The following is a 24,544-nucleotide window of genomic DNA, read 5'->3' as shown; positions in this document are numbered from 1 at the left end:
TCGTGGCAGAATATCAGATAACTATTAAAATGGAAAGTGACTGGCACATTGGTTCGGGAACGGGGCAGCCAGGAAATATTGACCGCTTAGTGAAACGGGACGCAGCCGATTTGCCCTTTATTCCTGCTAAAACTTTAACGGGTATTTGGCGCGATGCTTGCGAACAAGTAGCGTGGAGTTTGGATGGGGGAGGCACAAATAATGATTGGCAAAAGTGGGTTGATTATTTATTCGGGGAGCAGCCAGCACTCCCACAAGAAGACGGTAATTCACCGCTACCAGAACACATAGAACAGCCAATTGCCGCCGCTCTTTCCGTGCGGAAAGCTGAATTACCGAAATCTTTACGAAACGCTTTAACAGGGAAGGAAATACTCAAAGAAGCTCTGACTTTCATTAAACCAGGAATCAGCATTGACCCGGCCACTGGCTGTACTAGAACTGATTTCTTGCGTTTTGAAGAAGTAGTGCGCTCTGGTAGTTTACTAAATGCTACTTGTACATTAGATGAGAGCAAATTAAACCCCGAACAATTGCTTTTAGCCCAGGCATTACTAGCAGCCGGAGCCGCTTTTGTAGAGCGGTTGGGAGCAAAGCGGCGGCGCGGAGTGGGGCGCTGTAAAATCACTTTAGAAGGTCAGATGGATTCAGCTATAAAGTGGTTGGAAAATTTTATTGAACAAAAGCAGAAATTACCAAAAACGCCAGAGATACAGGTTGATAATTTCCAAATTTCCATGCAATCTGTTCAAACTCACAATGATTGGTATTATGTTGATTTAGTTTTGCAGTTACAATTGCCGTTGCTGGTTCACAAGCGTACCGTGGGCAACGTAGTAGAAACATTGGATTACTTGCCCGGAACTCATCTTTTGCCCATTCTCAGTAAAGAATTGCGACAGTCAAATCCCAATATAGGGGAAGCGATATCTCAGGGAAATCTATTAGTAACTCATGCTTTTTTGGAAGTAGAAGGGGTTAGAGGAAGACCTGTTCCTCTGGGACTATTTTCGGAAAAGTTGAATAAGGATAAATTCTACAATTTACTGCAAGTTTCTCCATCTGATAAGCCACAGATTAAGGGTTCTCGCAGCGGATATGTGGGCGCGAGCGATGAGTTCGTTAAGTTAGGTATCAAAACAGTTAATAAAGAAGTTGCCACTCACAACACCGTTGATGACAAAGTACAGCGGCCGACAGAAAGAGTAGGTGGTGTTTATAGTTATGAAGCTCTTTCACCAGGCACTAAACTCCGATCTCAATTGCGAGTGCGGGGAGACTTAGCTAAAAATTTAGATTGGTTGCAATCGTTAAATAGAACTTACCGCATCGGTCGCGCTAATAAAGATGATTATGGTTTGGTAGAGTTGAAAGTAGATGGTGAGTTAACATCTTGTTCTAAGGAAAAAAACAATGTAGAAAAAACTAAACCTCTGATAGTCTGGCTGTTATCAGATGTTTTACTGCGGGATAAATGGCTGCGACCTACTGCTAGTTTAACAGATTTCAAAGAATTGTTAGAGAAAGAATTAAAAGTTGATTTGAAAGAACGCGATACATCTGAATCTGATAAACTATCAGTAATAGCTAGACAAAACCGCACAGATGATAAACTATCAGTAATAGCCAGACAAAACCGCACGGAATCCTGGCACAATAAATGGGGCTTACCGCGCCCGTCATTGGTGGGATTAGCTGCCGGAACTTGCATTGTTTATGAAGTTAGTGGAGGTAAATTAGATTCACAAATTTTAGGAGCTTTGGAAGCATCTGGCATTGGAGAACGTCGCGCTGAAGGTTACGGTCAACTTTGCTTTAATGACTCTTTGCTGATGCAAAATGAATTTACCATTGCCTCTGAAAAATTACCGGATAAGGCAGATTCTAAAAGTCCGACAATCTCCGATAAGGATGCAGCTTTTGAGTATGCCCAACTCATTGAAGAACAGGCATGGCGAAAAGCGATTGAAAATAAAGCTTTGGAATTAGCTGCAAAGAAAGAGAATCGGGAAAAAATACTTGGCTTGAAAATAGAAGAAAAAAATAGTCAGAAAAAGAGTAAGCCTTCTTTATCTCAATTGGGTGCTTTGCGGTCGGTATTGGCAAAATTGCAGAAGCCAAATGATGAGGGAGTTATTAAGTGGATTGAAGCAGTAGAAAAGGAAAAAGTTGAAAATCGCAAGGATAAATGGGGTGAGAGCCTTGAATTAATCAAAGAATTAGTGACAAACTCCTCAAAGGTTTGGCAGCATTTTAACTTGAATTCATCTGACTTGACGATCACTCAAAGTGGAGATGAAACAATCAAAAGTCAACTGTGGGTTTACGCGGTGCAGGTGCTAATAGATGCTTGCATTCGCGCTCACAAACGGGAGGTGGAAAACTCAAATTAGGAAGTCTTTATCTAGTCAAAAAAACGGTTAATAATCAAGAAAATTAGCGTTCAAAATGTGTTATCTTAGAAAAAGGCAGTACCTAACTAGGTATCAAAAACATGACTAGGGCAATTAAAAAAAGATTCAGAGTGTATGCCGAGTTAGAAGCAACCAGTCCCATTCACGCTGGCGGCATGGGCAATAATGCTTTAGTTGATTTACCGTTGGCTGTCAACGGTCAGGGGCGCTATTATATTCCTGGCACGAGTTTAGCTGGAGCGCTGCGTAACTGGATGTGGGAAAATTTAGGTCAAGTGCTGACGGAAAATCTCTGGGGGTCAATTCTCAAATCGGGAGATGATAAAAAAGGCTCGGCAAGTTTTATTTTAGTAGAAGATTCGGTGCTGCCAGAAAATGCAATCGCAGAAATTCGAGATGGAGTTGGCATCGATCGCCATCGAGGTGCAGCAGCGGATAAAATTAAATTCGATCGTGCTATCATTCCTCGCGGAACAGTCTTTCCCCTAGAATTGACAGTGGAAATTCCAGCGTTAGGGAAACCAGAAGAAACCGAAGCGAAAGCAGCATTGGACGCTTTAATAGCAGCCTTAAACTCAGAAGAGATTCGTCTCGGGGCTGCTAAAAGTCGGGGGTTAGGTCGAGTTAAAATTAAAGAAAAAGCCAAACTCCTTGAAGAAAAGCTTGATAGTGCAGCCGACATTTTAAAGGTTATAAAGCAACAAGTAGAAAAACATTCGAGTCACCAATTTGGGCGGGATTATTGCTTACCTCAAAACCTAAACTACCTGCCTAAATTAATTTTTGATATTGCGTGGCAGCCAAAAGACCCAGTGATGGTAAAAGCAGAAGCAGACGGATTAGCCGTGAATATTCTACCTTTGACAAGTAGTATTGATGGCTTTCTCGCTTTGACATTGCCGGGAAGTTCTCTGAAAGGAGCGCTGCGCTTTCAAGCGGAAAGAATTGTCAGAACCTTGGGAGTAAGGGAAAAAATACCAGTAACAAATCAGGACAATTCTAGCAGCGAAGATTCAACTTCTGAGTCTCAAATTAACCCGGCGAAACAGCAGTTTTTTAGTCGCCTAGAATTGCCACTGATTGTCACTTTATTCGGTACTGGTAAAAGTGCTGAAAATAACGGCAAGTTCAGTAAAGAACCAATGCCGGGATTGAGTGCGTTAGTAGTAGAAGATTGTTATGGCAATCTCGGCATAAAGAGCGAACAATGGCAAGCGATCGCCCAAGCTACAAATAGCGAAGAACTGCAAAATGCTCTCAAGGCTCTCACTGAAGCGGGATTGAGCGAAACACAACAAGCTTACCACGTTGCCGTCGATCGCTGGACGGGCGGCGCTGCGAAATCCATGCTTTACAGCGCCTTAGAACCGTTTGGGGTGGAATGGCAACCCCTGCGTCTGACGCTAAACCTCAACCGCATTCCCGAAAATGAGCGATTGTGCGCGATCGCCCTTCTCCTGCTGACGCTGCGCGACTTATCTGAGGGGCGCATTCCCTTGGGATATGGCGTTAACCGGGGCATGGGGGCGCTCGCTGTTACCCAAATCTCCATACAAGGAAAGGGATTAGATGGCATTCAGCCACCGATCCTGCAAGCGTTAGAGCGGGGTGTTAACTATACGGGGACAAACATTGCTGACTTGGGCGAAGGTTTATTGCAGGAAATCGATCGCGATTGGGGTGCTTGGATAGTTTGCAATAGTAAGGAGGTGCCGGCATGACATCGCTGTATGCTTGGAGGAAAGATGAAGTCGCAAACGACAGGAATTCGGTACCTGACCGCAGTGCTAATCTCGTGACATCGCTGTATGCTTGGAGGAAAGATGAAGTCGAGTTAATGGGGGCGATCGATGATTGTGCTGAGGCGTTACAAGGCGCGATCGGATTATTTTACAGCCTTCCTTGGTGTCGATTTGGTCAACTGATAAAACAACAAGTGGACAATACTACAACCGTGCGCGACTTTGAAGGAGATATGCAACTCAATTTAGTCTTCGAGGCGCGGATTTTTAACGCCAATGCTGAATTGCGCTGGCTGAAATCTGGAAGCACGGGTGCGGCAGTCATATTATCAGAAAGTGAAACTTTACCAGGGTTAGACTGGTCACTCGCTCTCGATGCGATGAAGAATTTAGAACCTTTAGATACCATCAGTTATTTACTGTGGGGCGAAGGAACTAATATTCAGTTAAACAACGAATGGAGTTGTTTGACGGCTGCTCGCATTGGAAAATTATACGTTCCTATTTCGGGAGTTAAACCCAAGCACAGAGTGCAACTTGTCGCCAAAGAATATAAGGGTAAAGTTGACTGCTATGGGAATATGGCAGTTGTAGAAGAAAGACTAATCGAACTCAAATCTTATCGCGGAGAATAAGTCTAATGGCAAACCAGAACTATTCCGGTAAAGCTTGGGAACGCGGCAATAAATCGCAAGGTTCTCCAGATAAAGCCGTAGAAAGACCGTCCCAAACGTCCTCCAGTTCAGGGACTCAAAAAAAAGTCAGCGCTCAACCAAAGCAATCTTCACAACCTAAAAATATACCAGGGGATTTTCACAACCCCTATAATTTTATACCGACTCTGCCGCGCCCCAACTATGCGGACTTAGGAGACAGAGAACCTATTGGACATGACGGCTACCGCGAGGGTTATTGGAGCGGAAAAATCACTTGTACTTTAACTACGATTACACCCCTGTTAATTCCTGATGCAGCTAAGGTTGAGGAAAGGGTAAAGAATCATAAAGTTTACCCTTTGCGTTGTGTTAATGGCAAACCTTATTTGCCACCAACCTCGATAAAAGGGATGCTGAGAAATGCCTATGAAGCTATCACTAATTCTCGGTTTGGAGTATTTGAGGAACATGGCGATCGCCTACCTTATCGGATGCCAGCTAATATCGGTTTAGAAATGGTACCAGCGCGGATTGAAAAAAATAGTAATGAACAATTAGTTATTCGCTTATATCCTGGTACATCTCAAATTGATAATGATGGTAAACCAAGCGGCATGGTTAAGGTTATGTATGCCGCTTGGCTGCCAACGTACAATAAAAATGACAAAAATGTATCTCCATTTGCGGTTAAATATGAAGTCAGTAATGCGCTACCGTCTCACGGTGAAAAAGTAACAGTTTGGCTAGAACAATATCAAAAAATAAAAAAAGATGGCAGGATAATCTTTACACACTGGCGAGTCAGGAAAATAGTTCGTTACGATGATTCTAATTCTATTGGTACACAACCCACACCAAAACAATCGAATGGCGGTAACTATCAACCAACAGGCAAACCGATGATTAAAGCTACCGGATTCGTCTGCGTTACCAATAAAAATATTGATGGCAAGCACGACGAGCGAGTATTTTTCACCGTTAATAACAATTTTTTAGAAGTTGATTTGACATCCCAGTTAAGAGAAAACTGGTCAAAATTAATTATTGATTATCAGGAAATCCACGCTGAAGAAATTAGACAGGGTTTGCCATGCTCACCTGCACTTAATCATTCGCATTGGTCGCGTCATATTATTGGCGGTGAACCAGAAAGGAATTTATCTGAGGGAACGTTTTGTTATGCTCATGTCAGAATGAGGGGGAATCAGTACGAAGTCAAAGATTTATATCCAGTAATGATTCCCAGAGATTTTTATGAATTGAATCCAGCTAGTTTATTGCCAGAAGAACTAAAACCTGCTACTAGCCTCCAAGACTTATCACCAGCAGACAGGGTATTTGGATGGGTTAACCAACAGGGATCTGGTGCTTATAAAGGTCAGCTTAGAATTAGTGGCGTACACTATACAAGGTGTTGGCGGGGGGAGGAAAATAATATTCAAGAATTTTCACCAGAGGGGTTGCCTTTACAAATTCTCGGACAGCCAAAACCGCAACAAGCGCGATTTTATATTGCTCAAGACGAACAGGGAACCCCTCTAAGACGAGGTGAGAATAAAGAAGCAGGATATAGTGAAAATCAACACTTGCGCGGTCGCAAAGTTTATCCTCACCATCGAGGAACAGGAGAGAGGGGCGACTGGAACAGTCCAATGGAAGATAGGACGAAGCGCAAAGGTTTTCGCCAAGAATACCGCCGACCTAAATTGAACGGTGAAGAACAGAGGGATGACCAAAACCGTTCAATAAAAGCTTGGGTGAACCCTCAAGTTGAATTTCAATTTGAAGTAGATGTTGTCAATTTGTCAGAAGTAGAATTAGGTGCGCTATTGTGGTTGCTGAATCTACCAAAGTATCAGAACGCTACTAACTTATTTCATCGTTTAGGAGGTGGGAAACCTTTAGGTTTGGGCAGCGTTAAAATTCAAATTACTGAAACTGATTTGAGAACGGGGCAAGACTGGCGTAAGTTCTACGAGTCGCTGAAAAAAGAGGAAAAACCAGAACAAAGTCAAGCTTTAGGTTGTGTTAAAAAGTTTAAGGAGACTGTTAAAACAGCCTATGAAAAAGCTAACTTTGAGGATGTCTCTTTTGTAGCAGCATTCCTGAAATCTGCTCAAGGCTTTGACGATGATAAACCCATTCACTATCCCAGGTTGCAACAAAACCCCGAGCCCAATGGAGAGAATTTTAGATGGTTTACAGAGAATGAAAGCACTACAGGCTTCAAACTATCTCTACCACTTCTGGTAGAAGATCAAGGTTTGCCTTATGTTCCTAATTGACCAGATTCGCAGCAGCGATGTTAGACTTTCCTCGGAGATGAGGGACTGAACTCCCTACTACAGGAACAGTGGGATTTACCCTTGATCGCCATTTAGGTAGTCCTGCATAGCCATGAAAATTTAGGGTTTTAATTGCTATGCAGGACTACCGCGCTCACCACCCTGCAAGTACAGCGATCGCACAATATCAAGAGAATCCTTACCCCTACGCCTCCTTTTTCAACCCATCCTCCAACAGCACCCGCACCAAGAGTCCACTTTCTTGCGCCCCGTCTTAGCAGCCAGCATCGACAGCTTGCAGTGCAGAGTTTCAGACATATCCACAGTAAACCTGACCGTCGCTTCTTTATCGGGTGCTTGCAGTTTGCTCATCAGGCTAGGCTCTTTTGATTAGATGGGTACAGGGTCTGGTGCAAATGCTTCCGTCTGCGGTGGTGTGACAGTGAGCAATGCAGCTTCCAGTGTTGACGGTGTTGGTGGTGTTTCCCCTATTAGTGATGCTGTGAGTGTTGTTGCTAGCGATACAAGGAATGGTGGTGCTTGCACACCTGTTTTTATGTGTGTTAGCTTAAACTGTCAGTGTCAATACTCCTGCTTCTTGCCACCTCTACATCAGACGCCTGACGCTGCGATCGCCGATTCTCAGCTTCTGTGCCGCTACTTTTCGCCGTTCTCAGAGGCAGAGCCACCCTTGGGGTGGCTGCGGTCTGTTAATTTGTTACTCGACATATGGCATTTTATATACAGACAAGCAATGTGGAGAAATTAGTGGTGTTGTGGAATAGCGAGCGTTACGAAACACTTATTCAGAAAATAGAAGCCCGTGCCAATCGCCATCCAGCAGTCTATCGCCTGCAAATTATGATGCTGGCTGGGCTGGGATACGTTTATCTTTTTATCATTTTGGCAGGCTCAATTAGTCTATTAGTGGGTTTATTATGGCTAATCGTAAGGACTGGAAAGATAGGGAAGGGTAGTATTCAACTAATAGGTTTGTTGATTTTTCTTTTAGCTGTTATTCTGAAATCGCTTTGGATCGAGTTTCCACCTCCTAATGGAATCAGATTGGAGCGAGCGCAATTTCCTCAGTTGTTTGAACTTATTGATGACCTTACCTGTAAGCTAAAAGTTCCAACTCTGCATCACGTTCTGTTAACCGATCAGTTCAATGCATCTGTCTGTCAAGTTCCACGATGGAGCATTTTAGGTGGTTTTGAAAGCTATCTCATCCTGGGATTACCTTTTATGCAAGCGATTTCGCCCCATCAATTTCGGGCTGTTCTCGCCCATGAATTTGGGCATTTATCTGGCAATCATTCTCGGTTTGCTGGTTGGATTTACAGGGTACGCCAATCCTGGATAAATGTTTTAGACGGTTTACAAAATGGCGGTAATCATGGCTCAACATGGTTGTTTAAACCTTTTTTTAACTGGTACGCACCGTTTTTTTATGCTTATTCCTTTGTGTTAGCACGGTTGAATGAATATGAGGCAGATCGCTGTGCCGCTCAACAAACAAGTCCGCAGCAAGCTGCCGAAGCACTCTTGAACGTAAAACTGCAAAGCCAAAAACTACATTATTACTGGGAAGATGTTTACGAACAGGTTGAGCATCAGATTGAAGCGCCCACAAGGGTATATTCTCAACTGCTGTCTCATTTAAAAACACCTATTGAATCAAACAATTATCAATCTTGGCTGGAAACCGCTTTCGACGAAAAGACAAACTTCGCAGATACCCATCCCTGTTTGCACGATCGCCTCGCTGCACTCGGCTACTCTTCCAATTTCCCCAAACAAATACTACTACCCAAACCTGTGGCTCTCAGTGCTGCTGAAAAATTGCTGGGCAGATACTTGGAAAAGTACACAGCGCAATTCGACCAAAATTGGAAGATAGCTTCAGAAACTCCCTGGAGACAGCGATATGCCTATATTCAAGAAACTCGACAGGCAGCTAAGCAACTTATGCAGAAATCTGAAGCGACACCGCTGACGACCGATGAAGTATGGAAATTAGCCTGTTACACCAATGAGTTAGATGGTTCTCAAGCAGCTTTGCCCTACTTTGAAGCAGTAATCAAGCTTAACGATAGCCATGCTCCGGCTAATCGAGTTTATGGAGCTTTGCTGCTAGCTGAGGGGAATCTTGCTGGTATTCAATTTCTCGAAAAAGCTGCCACTCTCGATCCAAGAACTGCTCCTAATTGCTACGCAACGATCTACAGCGAGCTAGGCTCGCAAGGCAAAACAGAAGAGGCGAAAGTTTTCTTGTCTAAGTGGAAAAAGTCTAGCCGCATTGCTAAAACCATAGAACAAAAACGAGGTACTATTAGCCCTAGAAATCGTTTTGAGCCGCATGGACTAGGAGAAGAAGTTGTCAGTCACCTACGCCAACAACTAGCTCAACATCACAAGATAAAAGAAGCGTACCTGGTTCAAAAAATTGTCGAAGAATTGCCTGGTGTACCAACATATTTCCTAGTAATTTTGTACAAATTCTCTTTCAATGAGTTACAAGGGGAACACTCTATTGTTAAAGTTGAGGAGAAGCTGGCTAGCGAAATTGATTTTTTGGCAGGAGAGTATTTTTTAACAGTCCGCACTTCTGTAATAGGCAAACTCCGTAAGATTCCTGGTTCAAACATTTACAGGCGTTAGTTTTAGTAAATTGAAAAACATCAATTAAAATCATCATAAAAAAATCGTCCGCGATTACTGTAAAGCGCAGCTCTGTCTGTGACCTTAAAGAAAAACTTTTTCGCAACAGTGAACTTTTTCTTTAAACTTTTTAATTCTCGAATTTGCTGGTTGTATGCCAAATCCTATAAGTAGTCAGACATAAATAGGGCTTGCTGAAAAAGTGTAAGTAGTGGAAAAACGAGGCTACACAACTTGAAAAATCGTAGGTTTATTGCTAAATTCCCAAATTTAGCCAGAGATGAACAACGAAAGTGCAAGGGTTTTGAGCATCTATAATCCTATAACTTGCACTTGTTCGAGCTTCAAAAGCTTGAACCCCTTATCTGGTAGGCTTTCTACTTTTCTTCAGCAAGCCCTAGTTGCTCCGCAGTTCCACTGGGTTATTGTGACTTCCATCACTTGTAACGCGGACGCGGCTTACCCAAGACCTTCGGTATTATCACTGAGGAAATAGCAGCACCATCACTTGCTCTTAAGGGAAACCAGGAGATGATTGAGGTGTCGAGTTCAAAACAATCCCATGTCTCCACTCAACCTTCTCCCCGGCGCTATCAACGAAATCATCGCCACTGTCACCGATACTCACCGCCTCACTAAAGCTGACCGCTACGGCATGATGGCTGCCATCCTCGATGAGTCCACCAGCGAAGAAGAACGCGGCTCGCTCGACCGCCTGATCCGCTCCTTGGTCAAAGGTCGGATTCAAGTCACTGACGAACTCTCCATTGTCTCGTAACCAGAAAGCTGCTTGAGAACTCGACACTCTACAACGGCTTTCCGTTGGGAAAGTTTAAACAATTGAAATACTCACCGATACAACTTTCTAGGGATAGCTTTTTCTATAATGCACTCTTGACACAGGCTTAGCATTCGCAACTTCACCAACATCATGACGGATAGCATCCAGCATCTCATCGAGCCGCACATTCAAGATTTGGGTGGATTCCAAGCCCGCCGCCTGCTTCCCTCAGACGTTCTAACGCTGGTTGGCCCCTTTATCTTTTTTGACCATCTCGGCCCTGCGGTGTTTCCACCAGGTAAGGGTGTCGATGTCAGGCCGCACCCGCACATCAACTTGGCAACCGTCACCTACCTGTTTGAAGGGGTTTTGCTGCACCGCGATAGTGTCGGCAGCGTTCAAGAAATCCGTCCCGGTGCGGTGAACTGGATGACGGCAGGGCGAGGTATTGTTCACTCGGAACGCACGCCAGACGACGATCGCAACAAAGAAGCCATCCTGCACGGCATCCAAACTTGGATAGCACTTCCCGACGAATACGAAGAAACAGAACCTTGGTTTCGGCACCATCCAGCTTCTGAGCTTCCTGTTTGGGAGGATGCAGGAGTTTCCTTCACCCTGATTGCGGGTGAGGCTTACGGTCGCATTTCCCCAGTTCAAACATTTTCACCCATGATTTATCTGGACGTGCAACTGACTCCAGGCTCGCAATTTACCTTACCGGGCAATTACAGCGAACAGGCGGTTTACAGCGTAACAGAGGGGCTTGCGATCGATGGAGTGCCTTTAGAACAGCATCGGTTGGCGGTTCTAACTTCAGGTATATCGGCAAACATTTCTGCTTCAGGCACGGCTCGCTGTATTGTGATTGGCGGCGAACCAGTTGGTGAGCGGCATAAGTGGTGGAATTTTGTTTCGAGTCGCTACTCGCGCATTGAACAAGCCAAACTCGATTGGAGAGAGGGAAGGTTTGCTCAGGTTCCTCAAGAGACAGAATTTATCCCGCTGCCAGAAGAGCTGCCGAATCAAAGGGAACAGCCGTTGTGAAACACGCATTAAGTTTTGCAGTGGCATAGCTGAGAGTTCTCGAATTCGTTTTTGAGCAAACTCCTACAGCTTTCTATCCAAGCATTTGAAGCTTCTACCGGGGCAAATCCAATTTTCCAGGAGCTGTTCGGACGGCTCTTTCAAACTCAACAAGCACAGGGTTCATCCAAAATGAAAAAACTAGAAGGAAAAGTCGCTCTCGTTACGGGCGGTACTAGCGGCATTGGTCTTGCCACTGCTAAGCGCTTTGTCGCCGAAGGTGCCTATGTCTTCATTACAGGTCGTCGTCAAACTGAACTCGATGCTGCCGTGAAAGAGATTGGTGAAAAAGTCACTGGTGTTCAGAGCGATGTCTCTAATCTGGCAGACCTCGATCGCCTGTTCGCCACAATCGAGCAAGAGCAAGGTCGCCTAGATGTGCTCTTCGCCAATGCTGGCGGTGGAGAACTCGCCCCACTCGGGTCGATCACCGAAGAACACTTTGACAAAACGTTCAACACTAACGTCAAAGGTCTGTTGTTCACCGTGCAGAAGGCACTGCCTCTGTTACTAGAAGGCGCTTCCATCATTCTGAATGCCTCGACTACTTCTACCGTAGGTACTCCAGCCTTCAGCGTGTACAGCGCCACCAAAGCCGCCGTGCGATCGTTTGCCCGTAATTGGATTCTCGACCTCAAAGAGCGCCAGATCCGGGTGAACGCCATTAGTCCTGGCGTAGTTCCTACTCCTGGTTACGATCGCTTGGGGCTGAGCGAGGAACAGGTGCAGGAATTCATAGACAGCCAAGCCAGCGCTATCCCCCTGGGAAGAGTAGGAACGCCCGATGAGATTGCCAAAGCTGTAGTCTTTCTCGCCTGTGACGACAGCAGCTTTGTTAACGGCATCGAGCTGTTTGTTGATGGCGGTATGGCACAGATTTGAAGCGCCCTAAAAGTGGCCGGTAATCTTCCAAGTGGGCTATGTACAGTCCACTTTGGACTCAACTCAAAATACTCAATGAGGGAGGGAGAAATAAACCAGAGTAAAGCGCCCCTTTTAGGTGGAAATTAGCTCATAGAAACACTTGAAATGCTATTTATTTTACGCTACCGCACTATGAAAAACCCCGAAAATCCTCGACTGCCCCTGCCGCCTTTTGATAATGAATCCGCCATCCAAAAAGTCCGAATCGCAGAAGATGCTTGGAACACACGTAACCCCGAACAAGTATCGCTCGCTTACACGTTGGATAGCGTTTGGCGCAACCGCTCAGAATTTCTATCTGGCCGTGATGCGATCGTACAGTTCTTGACCCGTAAGTGGCTTAAAGAATTGGACTACCGTCTTATCAAAGAGCTTTGGGCTTTTCGGGACAATCGAATTGCTGTCCGGTTTGCTTACGAATGGCATGATGATGCCGGCAACTGGTTCCGTTCTTACGGTAATGAAAATTGGGAGTTCGACGAACACGGATTCATGCGGTGGCGTATTGCCAGCATTAACGACCTGCCAATTGGGGTATAGCCGAGATACGGGCAAAATAGGACACGACGTAAAGTTTTGTAACAAAACCCCGAACCGAGGCGCTCGTTATTGGATCAAAACGTCAGCACCATCTCCTCGTCCAACGCCTGTGGCACAGCATCCAAATCAATCAGATAATCCCCAAACCGCTTGATATGACTCGTCAAATAAGGACTTAAAGCCGCCACATCATTTCGCACCACCAAATAACCCTCACGCTTAAGCTGGCGCAACACATCCGTCAAATCAACCGCATTGTGAAACACCACCGCATTCGCAATCAAATCGTTGTACTTAATAATCTTCTCCTGTTCCTCCGGGTCATTATTAGCAATCACCCCCTCACCCCCAAAGAAAAACCACTTAGAAAAACCGTGATAAGCTTCCACCTTATTCGTAACCGCCGTAATCTGCTGCCGCAACTGCATATCCGAAATATATCGCAACAAAAACACCGTTCTCACCACCCGTCCCAATTCCTGAAAAGCTTGATATAAACGATTCTTTCGACTATAATTACCTAACTTACGCAACAAAATAGACGATGAAATATTTCCAGTTTGAATCGACAGAACAACCCGTAAAAGGTCGTTCCAGTGATTCGCAATTCGCGACCAATCGATAGAATCTTTGAAAAGCGAATCAATATGTTGATAAACTGCTGACTTACTAGGACGGTAAAAAATTAAATCCTGCCAGTTGCGAATTCTGGGCATTAACTGAATCCCCAACAAATAAGACAAAGCAAACACAGGCGTTGATTGACCCTGCGTATCAGCATGAATTATTTCAGGTTGAATATCCGACTGATTCTTTAACAATCCATCAATAATATAAACCGCTTCCCAAGTCCCACAAGGAATAAAATGACTAAACAAAGCCACATAACTATCAGCCACATGGTGATAAGCAATCCCTCCATAACCCCCATAGCGAATGTGATACTCAGACAGCAAATTTTGTTCGTACAAATCATACTTCGTCCCATCTGCCGCCGCCGCGCTACCATCACCCCATAACTTCGGCAGATTCAAAACATTGTAACGGTTAATCACATCAGTCAGAGCAGCATTTAGTTTCTCGGCACTCACATGACGGCGGTTAACAAAAGATAGCACCCTTGGCGTAACTATCCCCCGCATATGACGTGCAGCCTGAGTAGGACCGAGATTGCATCCGTAAGTAAAAGTAGTTAGAAGATAGCGTTCCGTTGCCCGTTCCAACTTGGGGTCAGAACCAGAAATTGGACCAAAATGTCGGGTAAAATTTGTCCAGTAATCAACATTTCTGAGAACATCAATTAAATTTCGTTCTGGCATTCGTTCAGCAATAGCCGATTCCAAAGCCTTCACAGAAGAACTTACTTCACTACTTTTCGGTCGCTTTAATACAGGTTCTCCCAATTCATTAATCACAACCGCCCGATTATCTGGAGCACCTGCATCTACTGAATTAGCTGTATCCATCAGCCAAGATTGCAATTGTTCTACAAAACCACTAGCTGTGTTAGAAAAACCAAGATTTTGACAATATTCTGTAACCATTGGTTGACATTCCTCCCAACTAAGAAGTTGTTCGCGATAATCAGCATAATCGGCCGAACCAAATACGCAGACATCCCCTGACCTTAATTCAGTCGCTAAATAAGAAAAAACACAAACCTCAAAGTGGCGGCGAATCATTTGAGTAGGTTGTTCAACTCGTCCCAGAATTAAACGCTGCCACTGTATAGAAGCAAATGAAAGGTCTACTGTTGCTGGCAACCACTCCCCTCGACGATGAGCATTTGATAGTAAAAAGTCTAAAGCTTTAATTAAAATCTCATCCTGACTGGTTGAAGAAAACTTTAAAGCGTTGATTAACCGAAAGAATCCGCTGCGGTGACTCTTGTAAAATCGCCAGATTAAAGGCAGATAGTTATTCCCACTGTAAGCATTAACAGCTTCGCATTCATTCAAAAGTTGTTGCACTCCCCCTGCTGGAGTAAAAACATTTTGAACCTGTGCAATTACTTCAGTATCGGTAGGTTTATCTACAAATACTTGCAGCACATTCGTGAGAACACCTACTAACTTTTCTGTAGTCTCCAGATGTTTCTGTCTCAATCTCTCAAGCTCTTCTTTAGCTTTGTTGTGAATTATCCGCATTCGCTTAAGAAACATGGAGACTAAATTATCTCTCGCTTGGACTTGTGCGGAATAAATCAAACATAACAGAAGTGTAATTCGCTTGTTCTGCCCAATATCTTTCACTTCAGCAGCATCTAAAGCTTTGGCTTCGCCTGCAAAATGTTGGATTTTAGCCTCTGTGATGGATTCTAAGTAAGGTTTGACTTCTCCAAATGAATCCAGCCAAATTAGATGTGTTAGCAAATCATTCAGGTGATTGCGAGTTGGACGTTTGGGTAACTGTTTGAGGTCATTATAAGGACTGCGACGTTCTACTGGATGGCTATCGAGCAAGTTATCCAAACGCTGAATATACTCCTGACTTAATCGGCTTAATACTAGCGAAAAAAGTTTTTGATTGACCAGATTCCTGACTCGACGTACTAAGCGGTCTAAGGTATTAAATCCGGGCAACTCGTAGCGTTGATGAATTAATTCATCAATTGCCACATTAATTAAGTCAGCCGGATTATCCATCACGCTTGCCGATTTATACACGGTTGTGACTGCTAAGTGTCGGGCCGACTGGTTAAAATGGGTGACATTGAGATACTCGCGAATTGCTGTACGATGCCGATACATCGTCCGGGATTGTTCGTATCCGACACAGATGTTTTCTGGTAGACTGAGGCTGCTACGAATATGATTGGCAAGACTTTTAGGAATATCTGTAAGTTTGGGGAAATAGCCCAGTCGTTGGAAGGTTTTGAGTAAAACCATCAAGTTCAGAAAATGAACTTGACCTTGCGTGGTAGATAATCCAAAAGCAATTTCAGCCGGAGTGGGTGTGTAAACTTCACGTAGTTCTTTGGGAGTGAAGTAGCGTTTAAATCTAGGGTAAGCAGTACGTTCTATGGAAGCCAATTTTATAATCTCTCGCGTCGGTTACTATTGAGATATTGCACCATTTGTAACAAGTCTGAAAAAACTGGTTTTTTAGAGGTTAATGCAACGCAAAATCAAGGATTCTGGCGGTTATTGAGAATGGTGCAATATAGCCTTGATCACAAAGATGAGGTAGACGAGATTCTCTGAATATCGAGACTTTCACGCCTTATTACATACCTCGCGTACCTGAGAAAGGCTATATCTCAGTTACTACTTTCTTTTTTGGGTGGCAGCTTTGTAAGCAGTTCCACAATGGGGACAGAACTTGTGTTTGAAAGAAGTCAGCGGTTCCCCACAGAAGGTGCAATTCGCGCGCAGTTGAGTCCCGCACAACAGACAATACTTCGCCCGGTACAGCGTCCAGACTGATTCGGGTTCAGTTCCGGGTGTCCAGCATTGCGGACAAAATTTGCGGGTTTCTATGGACGATACTGGTTTACCGGAACAGATAGCCTCTAAATACTCGATAGGAATGGATAGCGCAGCAGCTAGACCTGTTTGGGTTTTTTGATTGAGTCTGCCAGTCTTACCTCGTTCCAGTTTGCCCAAGCTTTGCAGGTGAATCCCGGCAGCCGTCGCTAATTGCTGCTGGCTGATACTCGCGCTGATTCGCAGTCTTCTGATGTAGCCATCTAGTGTTTCACCTGGTTGGGGCGCTTTGTCTGGGTCAAGAGTGTACATAAAAATATGTTTTTGTCCGGATATTTAGTTTACATAAAGAACAGCTAGAAATATCAAGATTTTTTAGTAAACAAGTCCGGTGACGATTACTTTAGCAAGACTAGCTACGGAATTTTTAGAGCGTCGGGGGCTTTCTCAAAGTACGCAGCGCTCCTATGAGTTTACTTTGATGCCGCTGTTGGCTCAGTATGGTCGATGGCCGATTGAGATTATCAGCCGTCAGGTGTTGTCAGAGTATCTGGAGGGTTTAACACATCTGTCAATTACAACCCATCACCGCCATCAGGCTATTATCCAAGCTCTGTTTAATTTTGCGGTGGAGCAGGGTTATTTGACGGTAAATCCGATTGCCCTGCTCAAACGGCGTAAGCCTGACGCAGATAAAGGAGAGCATGATACAGACCAAGTTGTTCGCTATTTGAGTGAGGGGCAACTTGTGGTGTTGTATGAGCTCATGGCAGATGATACTCGTCTGGACGCTATTGTTCGGTTGCTGCACCGCACGGGGGCTAGGATTGGTGAGCTTCTGGCGTTGGATTTGGAGCAGGTAGATTTAGTTGCCCGCAAGTTTCAGGTGGTGGGTAAGGGTAACAAGCGCCGCTGGTGTTTTTATAGTGAGGATGCTGCCATCGCTTTGAACAAATACATCAGGTATGGGCGAGATGCTGGTATACAAGCATTGTTTACGGCACAACACCCTTTTACAGGACGGGTCACGCGCCTATCTTACCGTCGTGTTCAGAAGTGTTGGAGTGACAAGATTGCCTCAATCTCTGCTCTTAAAGGGATTCGGCTTCACGACTTGCGGCATACTTTTGCGACTGAAAGGGTTGGGTTGATGGCACTTGAGGAGTTACGAGCTCTAATGGGTCATCAGAATATTCAGACTACATTGCGGTATCAAAAAGTAACTTCGCTTAGGGCTGAAGAAGTTGCACATAAGGCTTTGAATATTTTGACTGATTTAGAAACAAGTTCTAGATAAGTTGTTGTTGCAATAACACTATATAAAAACATACTTTTAGTTTAACTTTTACGTTGGTAAATAGAGTAGTATTACTACTCTGCCCTCGCTGACTGAGTGTTGGCAGCTTCTGTAGGCGGAAGGGACATTGAAAAGCGGCATTGTTATAAAACTTTACGTCGTGTCCTATTTTGCCCGTATCTCGGCTATACCCCAATTCAGGAGAGCGAGCGCAAATACCACTGGATATTGGGGCATCGTCCCGACGATCATCCCGGATTGTCTGACCTCAATCTTTGAGGAACCGGATCACGGTCAATAATTCTAACGGTACTGAATAGAGACGGGCTACTTCTTTGAAAGTGGAAACGTACTGGAGATTTGAGAAGAGGATGCGATCGCTCTGGCTGCACTCCTGAGCGTAGAGAATATGGATGGCTTTTTGGAAACTCAAACCTTTAAACATTCAATCATCTAGACATTCAGATGTTTAGCCTGTAAAATCTAGTTAATGAACTCAGCACTAAACTTATGATTGTGACAGTCGCCTCATTCAAGGGCGGAGTCGGCAAGACCACTACGGCGTTACATTTGGCGGTTTACTTGCAAACTAAAGCACCCACGCTGTTGGTAGATGGCGACCTCAATCGTAGTGCGTTGGATTGGACAGCGCGGGGTTCCTTGCCGTTCCAAATAGTAGATATGACGGATGACAACCGTTAAAACCCATACTAAGAATTGATTGTGCTATAGTAGCACACACAGGCATACCTTAGAAAAAATAGCGTCGCTTACAGTATGCCTTTAAAGCACAGTAACGGCATACTCCGGTCAGCATCTTTTCCATCCCGAACTAGAGCCAATGGCAACCAAGAACATCAGAATTGTGGGCTATTTGCCGCCCGACTACCACCAAAAGTTGCGCGACTACATGGTAGAGCAGTCTCTAACGGAAAGTGCCGCGCTCGCCAAAATCATCAAGCAATTCTTTGAAGCAGTCCCAGCGCTCTCGGCCGAAACGGTAGCTTCCGAAACCAGGGAAACTTTCGCCCAACTGCGAGCGGAAATTGCCGATTTACATGGGCGAGTCGCAGCTTTGGAAACAGCAGGAATTCAACGCCAATTCAATAAAACTTCTCCCAAAAACTTTGGAGCAGAACAGCCCCAAATAACACTGCGCCCCCTGAAAGCTGCTGACCTAGCAAAACGGTTGGGAGTAAGTGCCGAAACTATTGAAACTGCTGCTGCTAAAGGCAGCAGTTCCTTTGTTGAATGGAGCAAACGGCGAGATCCTGGTTCAAGAGCATGGCACAAAAAGGGCAACTTTTACCATCCGAATCCAAATTGAGGTAGAACGATGTAGCTGCTTTGATTTGTGGGAAGATCCACCGCCTCTCATCACCCGCAACCGAGCGCTACGTTGTTATCGTTAATTAGCCGAGGCAACCCGACTCATAACTGGCAAGATACAGCATCATTTGAAACATTCAACCATTCAAACGTCTAGACATTTAGATGATTAAAGGATAAAGTTGAGTTAATCAACGTATCGATAAACCTATGATCGTGACAATCGCCTCATTCAAGGGCGGAGTCGGCAAGACAACTACAGCACTGCACTTAGCAGCTTATCTGCAAACCAAAGCGCCTACGCTTTTGGTAGATGGCGACCTTAATCGCAGTGCCTTAGATTGGGGTGCTCGTGGTTCCCTCCCGTTCAAAGTCGTGGATGAAAAACAAGGCGTGCGATATGCCAGGGATTACGAACATATTGTCATCGACACACCTGCACGACCAGACCCCGATGAACTCAAAACTGTAGCAGAAGGGTGTGACTTGCTGATTTTGCCGAGTTCTCCCGATGCGATGGCCCTCACCGCGATGCTGCAAATGGTGGAAGCTCTGCATTCCCTAAAATCGAATTACCGCATTTTGCTCACCCTCATCCCACCCGCTCCGAGTAAAGTCGGGATTGAGTCTCGGAGAACGATCGAGAAAGCCCAGTTGCCGATATTTAAAGCTGAAGTCAGGCGGCTGGCAGTATTTCAAAAAGCAGCGCTCGCCGGGGTTCCCGTAAGTGCTGTCAAAGATGCCTACGCCAAAGCTGCCTGGGGTTGTTATGCCGCTGTCGGCAAGGAGATATTGCCATGAGCCGCTTTGATGATTTGTTAAAGGCGAAGAAACTCAAACCAGGCGAACCCGACCTCGAACCTGCACCAACTCCGGCGTTACCCAAAAGCAAAGACCCCAACTTTGTCCGCGCTACTGTTTACCTGCCCAAACAAATGCACCGCGACCTCAAATCTGCTGCCGCACAATCAGGTGAAGAAATCAGCGAGCTTGTCGAAAAGTCCGTTGCTCAATACCTCCAGCAGCTTAGTGCTAATACAAACATTTAAACATTTAAACATTTGAATATTTGAATATTTGAATGTTGCGAACTTTTTCTCTTATGTGTAGCAGTTACCTTTCCCGTCAATCGCTGCATTCTTGAGTTCGTGTACTGTTGGGTGCATATGTTGTAAGCTGGCACTAGACTCGTAAGGGAGCGGTGCAGCATGAAGAAAATATGGCAATTGGGGGCGATCGCTCTGATTTTGGGGATGATGGCTGGCTGCAATCTAACATCAGCCCCGCCATCTTCACTGCCGCGAGTTTCTCCTAAACCAAGAGTGCAGAAACCCACAACGCAGCAACCCGTTAGTCAAAACCCTGTAGCTTCGGCCACCAACAACCCCAACTTGCTGCTGGGCAATCCCAGCAATGCAGCTTCCAGTTTTGCGAACGCAAACAACTATTTAATGGTGAAGCCGCAATACGTGATGAGCTACAACAACAAAACTAAGACCGCTAACTGGGTTTCATGGCAACTTAATAAATCTTGGATGGGAGCAGCCGATCGCCAAGACAACTTCCGCCCAGACGGTGCCCTGCCGGATGCTTGGTACAAAGTCCGCCCCAACGATTACAGCGGAAGCGGCTACGACCGAGGACACGTTGCACCCAGTGCTGACAGAACTCGCAACGAAGCCGATAACACCGCTACTTTCCTGATGACTAACATGATGCCCCAAGTCCCGGAGCTCAACAGGGGCGTGTGGGGCGATTTGGAAGAGTATTGTCGGGAATTGGTGGCACAGGGCAAGGAACTTTACATCGTAGCCGGGCCCGTGGGAAGGAAGGGCAGCATCGGTAAAAAGGAGAAAATTACAGTACCCACAAAGACTTGGAAAGTTATCGCGGTGCTCGACAGACAGGGCTTGGGGTTGCAGGGAATCACTAACAATACCAGGACGATCGCTGTCATCATGCCCAACGATGCGAGCGTCAAAGGCCAAGGATGGAAAAGCTTTCGAGTTTCGGTAAAGCAAGTAGAGCGGGAGACTGGGCTGAATTTTCTCTCGAATGTGCCGCCCCAGACTCAGCAAGTCCTTGAAAGCAAAGCGGACAGTGATTAGGTTTCTACCAGTTTCGTTGACAGCCCCGCCCAATCGCCATTTTGAGTCACCCCGACGATGTAGACATCAATTTCAATGCTGCCCACTCGGTAAACCTGCAACTGGGATAGGTTCTGCTTCAACACGCTCACCAAGTTCTGGAACCGCTGCACAGTTTCCCGTTCCTCTGCATCGTGCCAATCCTCTTCTTGAGTAGCGATCGCAAAGAACTCGTCAACCGTCCGCAGTTCTACGGGAGCGTCGGGTGGATGTTCGGTAAGTTGCAAGAGTTTTGGCGGGGTGAGTTCTCCCTGTGCCGGCCAATGAATGACCTCAAAGGGAGCATCGGTTTCGCTGAGGAAGAGCAAGCCCTCAGAAGCTTGTTTGAGTTGGTCGGAAATGGAGTCGGTCATGGCGGCTGTTGGTTAGCTGAAAATAAGGCAACTTAGAACTTTTAGGGATGGTTCAGAATTGGGGCGAACGCATCCATCAACGCTGGCTGAATAATCTTTCCCAAGTGTAAAGCATCGTTGCCTGTACGTTTTAGTGTCCCAGCAATTATAGAACCGTCCTGATGCCGCAACCAGGCTCTAGTAAGTGAGTAGAAGTGGTCAAGCTTGGATGTATGCTGGAGTTTTACCAGACAGTTGCCGAAGCACGATGATGCGATGGCTCAGGTGGCGTTTGACGAGCTAGCGCGAGCGGATAGCCTCAAAAAAAGTGAAATTCGTCAGTTCGCTTACCAATTGCGAGTGAAGTAACTTCAGGGCTGATAAAGCATCTGATTTACTCCTATTATTCTTTTAGATAAAAATTAGAGGAGCTAGCAGTATGACAGCAAAGATTTTATGTCCGGGATGGGACAATCTCTCTAAGGAGCAAAAAGAGCTTGCAACAGAATGGATTAAGTCACTCATCAGCTTCAGAATAACTATGGTTCAATTATCTGATTCTCTTTTCGACGAGTCTTCAGATAACTCCTTAAATCCGATAGATGATGCCATCAAAAACTTTCAGTTTGAAGTGGTAGACTCTTCAAGTACGTCGGAAGGAATTAATATTCAAAGAATTATTCCACCAGGAGTATTTGATATACCAGATCGCCCCATTGACAGTCTTCCTCAATTAATATGCCTATTTAATTGCTTGAGAAAAGGTCATTCTGACTGTGACAAAAGGTGTAGTAAAGTAGGCTGATAATTCAGTAGCTTATCATTATTTAAAAAATGCAACGATCGCATTATGAAGGCTTGGCAGGAACCTGTTTTGATTTTGCTGTTTTACAAGGAATAGATTTTACAAGGGTAAACCTTGAAAAATCAAAGTTCCATAAGGTTAATTTTGGAATTAAAGTGAGCTGGCAAGTTTCCTTGCTTTGTACGACACTACTGTTAGCTAGCTTAGCTGGTTGTTTCCTAGGAGCAGGGAGCTTACTAGCAACTGGATTGTTGACGAAATCTTCATTACCTTATGGGGTTTCAGTTTTACTCTCTTTAAGTATCACATTATTTAGTAGTATACAAAAAAACTTTGTTCTAGGAACTATTATAGGTATAGGAGCCTTGCTGCCACTTCTATTATTATCGATCGCTCTGCCTTCACCAACGAATACACTCGACCTGAGCGTTCCTTTTTTTTTAGGGTCTAGCGCTGTAGTTTTAGTTTCATTGAGCATAGAAATTGCCACCTTATCGCTAATTTTATTGGGAGTTTCACTAAATTCTATTGCTATAGCTACGGTAAGTACATTTAGCCCGATGGTCGCAGTAACTATTATAACTGCACCCATAACCCAAATAATACCGATCGTAATTGTAACTATTGCAATTTCCTGCCATCTTAGCTGGAAAGCACTCACTTGCAGTCCCGGCTTTCGATGGAGGTTGCAAGCAGTAATAGCAATAGTGACACAAGGAGGAAATTGCTTTAAGGAAGCCAACTTAACTGATGCAAACTTTACTGGAGCAACGCTTAAATTTTGCGACTTCCGAGAAGCTAATCTTACTCGCACTCGCTTCTATAAAGTAAAAGCACTGGAGTATGCTCGTCTAGACAATACCTACCTTGCCAATCCCCAAATTAGGCAACTGGTTATCACGCTCAACGGACAGGCTCAAAACTTTGATGGCTTGAATTTGGAAGGGGTGAACCTGCAAGGGGCAAATCTGCAAGGTGCCAGTTTTATTGGAACAAACCTCAACAGCGCTAATTTGCGGAATGCTGATTTGTCCAAAGCCATCCTGAAGCAAGCACAACTCGACGGTACAGATATGACGGGAGCAATTCTCACGGAAGCTTGTATCGAAGATTGGGGGATAACAGGTAGCACCAACCTAGAGGACGTGCAATGCGACTATGTATTCATGCGTCTTGAAACCAAAGATAATCCCAACCGATTGCGGAAACCGGATAACTGGGGAGAAACCTTTGCTGAGGGAGAGTTTGCAGATTTCATCAAGCCTTACGTGGATACTCTAGATTTGTACCACAGTCAGGATATTGACCCCCGCGCCATCTCCATTGCACTTAAAAACTTATCAGCCAACCATCCAGAGCAAGAGCTACGGTTTGTGGCGATCGAACGGCGGGGCAACAATGGCTTGAATCTCCGGTTTACCACTGCACCGGGAGCCGATAAATCAGAGTTAAGCCACGAGTATTTTACAGATTACGCTCGAATCCACAAGGAATTGCCGCTTGCCGTTCAGTTAAAACTGGTCGCACAAGACTCTGCAATTCGTACACTTAAAGATACGATTGAGCAGTTTATTCAAACAGGTACGCATCAATCTAAGATTCACGCAGAAACAATTCAAATCGTTCAAGGAGAATTAATCGTGACTCAGAATAAGGGAATCAACATTCATTCAGACGGTGGCAGCATTGGCGACATCAGCGGGTTAGTTGGCGGTGATGGAGTTGTTAATTTGGGCATGATTAGCGGCAACGTGACCAACACTCTCAATCAATTGCCCAATTCCTTGAAAACCGATGAACCCAACATCAAAGAACTTTTAACACAACTCCAACAAGCGATCGAAAACGACTCCAACCTACCTGACCCCGACAAAGCCGATTTATTAGAGCAGGTGCAAGCTTTGGCAGAAGCTAAGCAAACAGAGGAACCTGCTAAAAAAGAAGGGCTTACACGAAAAGCGAGGAAGATGTTTGAGGCAACATTGAGCAGTTTACCCCAGACTGCTAGCATTGTAGAAGCGTGCAGCAAGTTATTGCCAATGATATTGAAGGCATTAGGGTTGCCTGCGTAGCGTTGCACTATTTGCAGGCATAGTGCAAGATACCCCTATCCGACTGAT

At 45.0% G+C, this 24,544-nt stretch carries 25 protein-coding genes and 1 pseudogene; 20 read left to right on the top strand and 6 right to left on the bottom strand.

The window, feature by feature from the left end; translation table 11 throughout:
* Positions 1 to 2 precede the first annotated feature (2 nt).
* The 4 genes from QUB13_RS08715 to QUB13_RS08700 all read left to right on the top strand — a co-directional run bounded on the left by QUB13_RS08715 (position 3) and on the right by QUB13_RS08700 (position 7,097).
* Positions 3 to 2,393, top strand: coding sequence for an RAMP superfamily CRISPR-associated protein (locus QUB13_RS08715; protein ID WP_333380090.1), 2,391 nt, complete (start codon positions 3 to 5; stop codon positions 2,391 to 2,393).
* A 101-nt stretch (positions 2,394 to 2,494) separates the two neighbouring features.
* Positions 2,495 to 4,135, top strand: coding sequence for an RAMP superfamily CRISPR-associated protein (locus tag QUB13_RS08710; protein WP_333380089.1), 1,641 nt, complete (start codon positions 2,495 to 2,497; stop codon positions 4,133 to 4,135).
* Complete coding sequence (gene csx19 / locus QUB13_RS08705) at positions 4,132 to 4,791, top strand: type III-D CRISPR-associated protein Csx19 (protein WP_333380088.1); 660 nt, start codon at positions 4,132 to 4,134, stop codon at positions 4,789 to 4,791. The genes QUB13_RS08710 and csx19 overlap by 4 nt, the downstream gene beginning before the upstream one ends.
* A gap of 5 nt (positions 4,792 to 4,796) precedes the next feature.
* Positions 4,797 to 7,097 carry a TIGR03986 family type III CRISPR-associated RAMP protein gene (locus tag QUB13_RS08700; protein WP_333380087.1) on the top strand — a complete coding sequence of 767 codons (2,301 nt, stop codon included), beginning with the start codon at positions 4,797 to 4,799 and terminating at the stop codon, positions 7,095 to 7,097.
* Positions 7,098 to 7,316: 219 nt separating this feature from the next.
* Here QUB13_RS08700 and QUB13_RS08695 read toward each other — a convergent pair whose 3' ends face one another.
* Positions 7,317 to 7,469 (bottom strand): hypothetical protein, encoded by a 153-nt coding sequence (locus QUB13_RS08695; RefSeq protein ID WP_333380086.1) that lies wholly within the window; start codon positions 7,467 to 7,469, stop codon positions 7,317 to 7,319.
* A 22-nt stretch (positions 7,470 to 7,491) separates the two neighbouring features.
* Here QUB13_RS08695 and QUB13_RS08690 point away from each other — a divergent pair, with 22 nt between their 5' ends.
* The 6 genes from QUB13_RS08690 to QUB13_RS08665 all read left to right on the top strand — a co-directional run bounded on the left by QUB13_RS08690 (position 7,492) and on the right by QUB13_RS08665 (position 13,089).
* A complete protein-coding gene (locus tag QUB13_RS08690; protein WP_333380085.1) occupies positions 7,492 to 7,866 on the top strand; it encodes a hypothetical protein in 375 nt (124 codons plus the stop codon).
* A 2-nt stretch (positions 7,867 to 7,868) separates the two neighbouring features.
* On the top strand, positions 7,869 to 9,758 hold the full coding sequence (locus QUB13_RS08685) for a M48 family metallopeptidase (RefSeq protein WP_333380084.1): 1,890 nt from the start codon (positions 7,869 to 7,871) through the stop codon (positions 9,756 to 9,758).
* 562 nt (positions 9,759 to 10,320) lie between these two features.
* The gene (locus QUB13_RS08680) at positions 10,321 to 10,536 is read left to right on the top strand and encodes a hypothetical protein (protein WP_333380251.1); all 216 of its coding nucleotides are present in this window, start codon (positions 10,321 to 10,323) and stop codon (positions 10,534 to 10,536) included.
* Positions 10,537 to 10,689: 153 nt separating this feature from the next.
* Complete coding sequence (locus QUB13_RS08675) at positions 10,690 to 11,586, top strand: pirin family protein (RefSeq protein WP_333380083.1); 897 nt, start codon at positions 10,690 to 10,692, stop codon at positions 11,584 to 11,586.
* Between the two features lie 51 nt (positions 11,587 to 11,637).
* A complete protein-coding gene (locus QUB13_RS08670) occupies positions 11,638 to 12,507 on the top strand; it encodes an SDR family oxidoreductase (protein ID WP_333380082.1) in 870 nt (289 codons plus the stop codon).
* A 147-nt stretch (positions 12,508 to 12,654) separates the two neighbouring features.
* Entirely contained in the window at positions 12,655 to 13,089 is a 435-nt protein-coding gene (locus QUB13_RS08665; protein ID WP_333380081.1) for a nuclear transport factor 2 family protein, read from the top strand.
* A 74-nt stretch (positions 13,090 to 13,163) separates the two neighbouring features.
* On the opposite strand, the gene QUB13_RS08660 is transcribed toward QUB13_RS08665, so the two are convergent.
* Both QUB13_RS08660 and QUB13_RS08655 read right to left on the bottom strand, forming a co-directional pair.
* Positions 13,164 to 16,121, bottom strand: a complete 2,958-nt coding sequence (locus QUB13_RS08660) for a Tn3 family transposase (RefSeq protein ID WP_333380080.1) — start codon at positions 16,119 to 16,121, stop codon at positions 13,164 to 13,166.
* Positions 16,122 to 16,355: 234 nt separating this feature from the next.
* Entirely contained in the window at positions 16,356 to 16,826 is a 471-nt protein-coding gene (locus QUB13_RS08655) for a helix-turn-helix transcriptional regulator (RefSeq protein WP_333380079.1), read from the bottom strand.
* A gap of 79 nt (positions 16,827 to 16,905) precedes the next feature.
* Here QUB13_RS08655 and QUB13_RS08650 point away from each other — a divergent pair, with 79 nt between their 5' ends.
* Positions 16,906 to 17,811 (top strand): tyrosine-type recombinase/integrase, encoded by a 906-nt coding sequence (locus tag QUB13_RS08650; RefSeq protein ID WP_333380078.1) that lies wholly within the window; start codon positions 16,906 to 16,908, stop codon positions 17,809 to 17,811.
* Positions 17,812 to 18,079: 268 nt separating this feature from the next.
* Here QUB13_RS08650 and QUB13_RS08645 read toward each other — a convergent pair whose 3' ends face one another.
* Entirely contained in the window at positions 18,080 to 18,256 is a 177-nt protein-coding gene (locus QUB13_RS08645; protein WP_333380077.1) for a hypothetical protein, read from the bottom strand.
* 65 nt (positions 18,257 to 18,321) lie between these two features.
* Between QUB13_RS08645 and QUB13_RS08640 the strand changes: the two genes are divergently transcribed.
* The 5 genes from QUB13_RS08640 to QUB13_RS08620 all read left to right on the top strand — a co-directional run bounded on the left by QUB13_RS08640 (position 18,322) and on the right by QUB13_RS08620 (position 21,248).
* Complete coding sequence (locus tag QUB13_RS08640; protein ID WP_333380076.1) at positions 18,322 to 18,513, top strand: ParA family protein; 192 nt, start codon at positions 18,322 to 18,324, stop codon at positions 18,511 to 18,513.
* A gap of 139 nt (positions 18,514 to 18,652) precedes the next feature.
* Entirely contained in the window at positions 18,653 to 19,138 is a 486-nt protein-coding gene (locus tag QUB13_RS08635; protein WP_333380075.1) for a hypothetical protein, read from the top strand.
* 212 nt (positions 19,139 to 19,350) lie between these two features.
* Entirely contained in the window at positions 19,351 to 19,941 is a 591-nt protein-coding gene (locus QUB13_RS08630) for a ParA family protein (protein WP_333380074.1), read from the top strand.
* Entirely contained in the window at positions 19,938 to 20,189 is a 252-nt protein-coding gene (locus QUB13_RS08625) for a CopG family transcriptional regulator (protein WP_333042909.1), read from the top strand. Before QUB13_RS08630 ends, QUB13_RS08625 begins: the two co-directional genes overlap by 4 nt.
* 159 nt (positions 20,190 to 20,348) lie before the next feature.
* Positions 20,349 to 21,248, top strand: a complete 900-nt coding sequence (locus QUB13_RS08620) for a DNA/RNA non-specific endonuclease (RefSeq protein WP_333380073.1) — start codon at positions 20,349 to 20,351, stop codon at positions 21,246 to 21,248.
* Here QUB13_RS08620 and QUB13_RS08615 read toward each other — a convergent pair.
* A complete protein-coding gene (locus QUB13_RS08615; protein WP_333380072.1) occupies positions 21,245 to 21,640 on the bottom strand; it encodes a nuclease A inhibitor family protein in 396 nt (131 codons plus the stop codon). The genes QUB13_RS08620 and QUB13_RS08615 overlap by 4 nt on opposite strands.
* A gap of 204 nt (positions 21,641 to 21,844) precedes the next feature.
* Between QUB13_RS08615 and QUB13_RS08610 the strand changes: the two genes are divergently transcribed.
* The 3 genes and pseudogenes from QUB13_RS08610 to QUB13_RS30420 all read left to right on the top strand — a co-directional run.
* Positions 21,845 to 21,988 (top strand): hypothetical protein, encoded by a 144-nt coding sequence (locus QUB13_RS08610; protein ID WP_333380071.1) that lies wholly within the window; start codon positions 21,845 to 21,847, stop codon positions 21,986 to 21,988.
* A gap of 70 nt (positions 21,989 to 22,058) precedes the next feature.
* A complete protein-coding gene (locus QUB13_RS08605) occupies positions 22,059 to 22,424 on the top strand; it encodes a hypothetical protein (RefSeq protein ID WP_333380070.1) in 366 nt (121 codons plus the stop codon).
* A 29-nt stretch (positions 22,425 to 22,453) separates the two neighbouring features.
* A pseudogene (locus tag QUB13_RS30420) lies at positions 22,454 to 22,558 on the top strand (hypothetical protein); the annotation flags it as partial.
* 137 nt (positions 22,559 to 22,695) lie between these two features.
* Here QUB13_RS30420 and QUB13_RS08600 read toward each other — a convergent pair.
* A complete protein-coding gene (locus tag QUB13_RS08600) occupies positions 22,696 to 23,085 on the bottom strand; it encodes a hypothetical protein (RefSeq protein WP_333380069.1) in 390 nt (129 codons plus the stop codon).
* Between the two features lie 46 nt (positions 23,086 to 23,131).
* Here QUB13_RS08600 and QUB13_RS08595 point away from each other — a divergent pair, with 46 nt between their 5' ends.
* Positions 23,132 to 24,496: a pentapeptide repeat-containing protein gene (locus QUB13_RS08595; RefSeq protein WP_333380068.1), complete on the top strand. Its 1,365-nt coding sequence runs from the start codon at positions 23,132 to 23,134 to the stop codon at positions 24,494 to 24,496.
* Positions 24,497 to 24,544: the final 48 nt, after the last annotated feature.

The sequence above is a fragment of the Microcoleus sp. B4-D4 genome (assembly GCF_036705185.1).
Lineage (GTDB): Bacteria > Cyanobacteriota > Cyanobacteriia > Cyanobacteriales > Microcoleaceae > Microcoleus.
The sequence above is the reverse complement of the archived record's forward strand: the minus strand, read 5'-3'. Positions and strand labels throughout refer to the sequence as shown.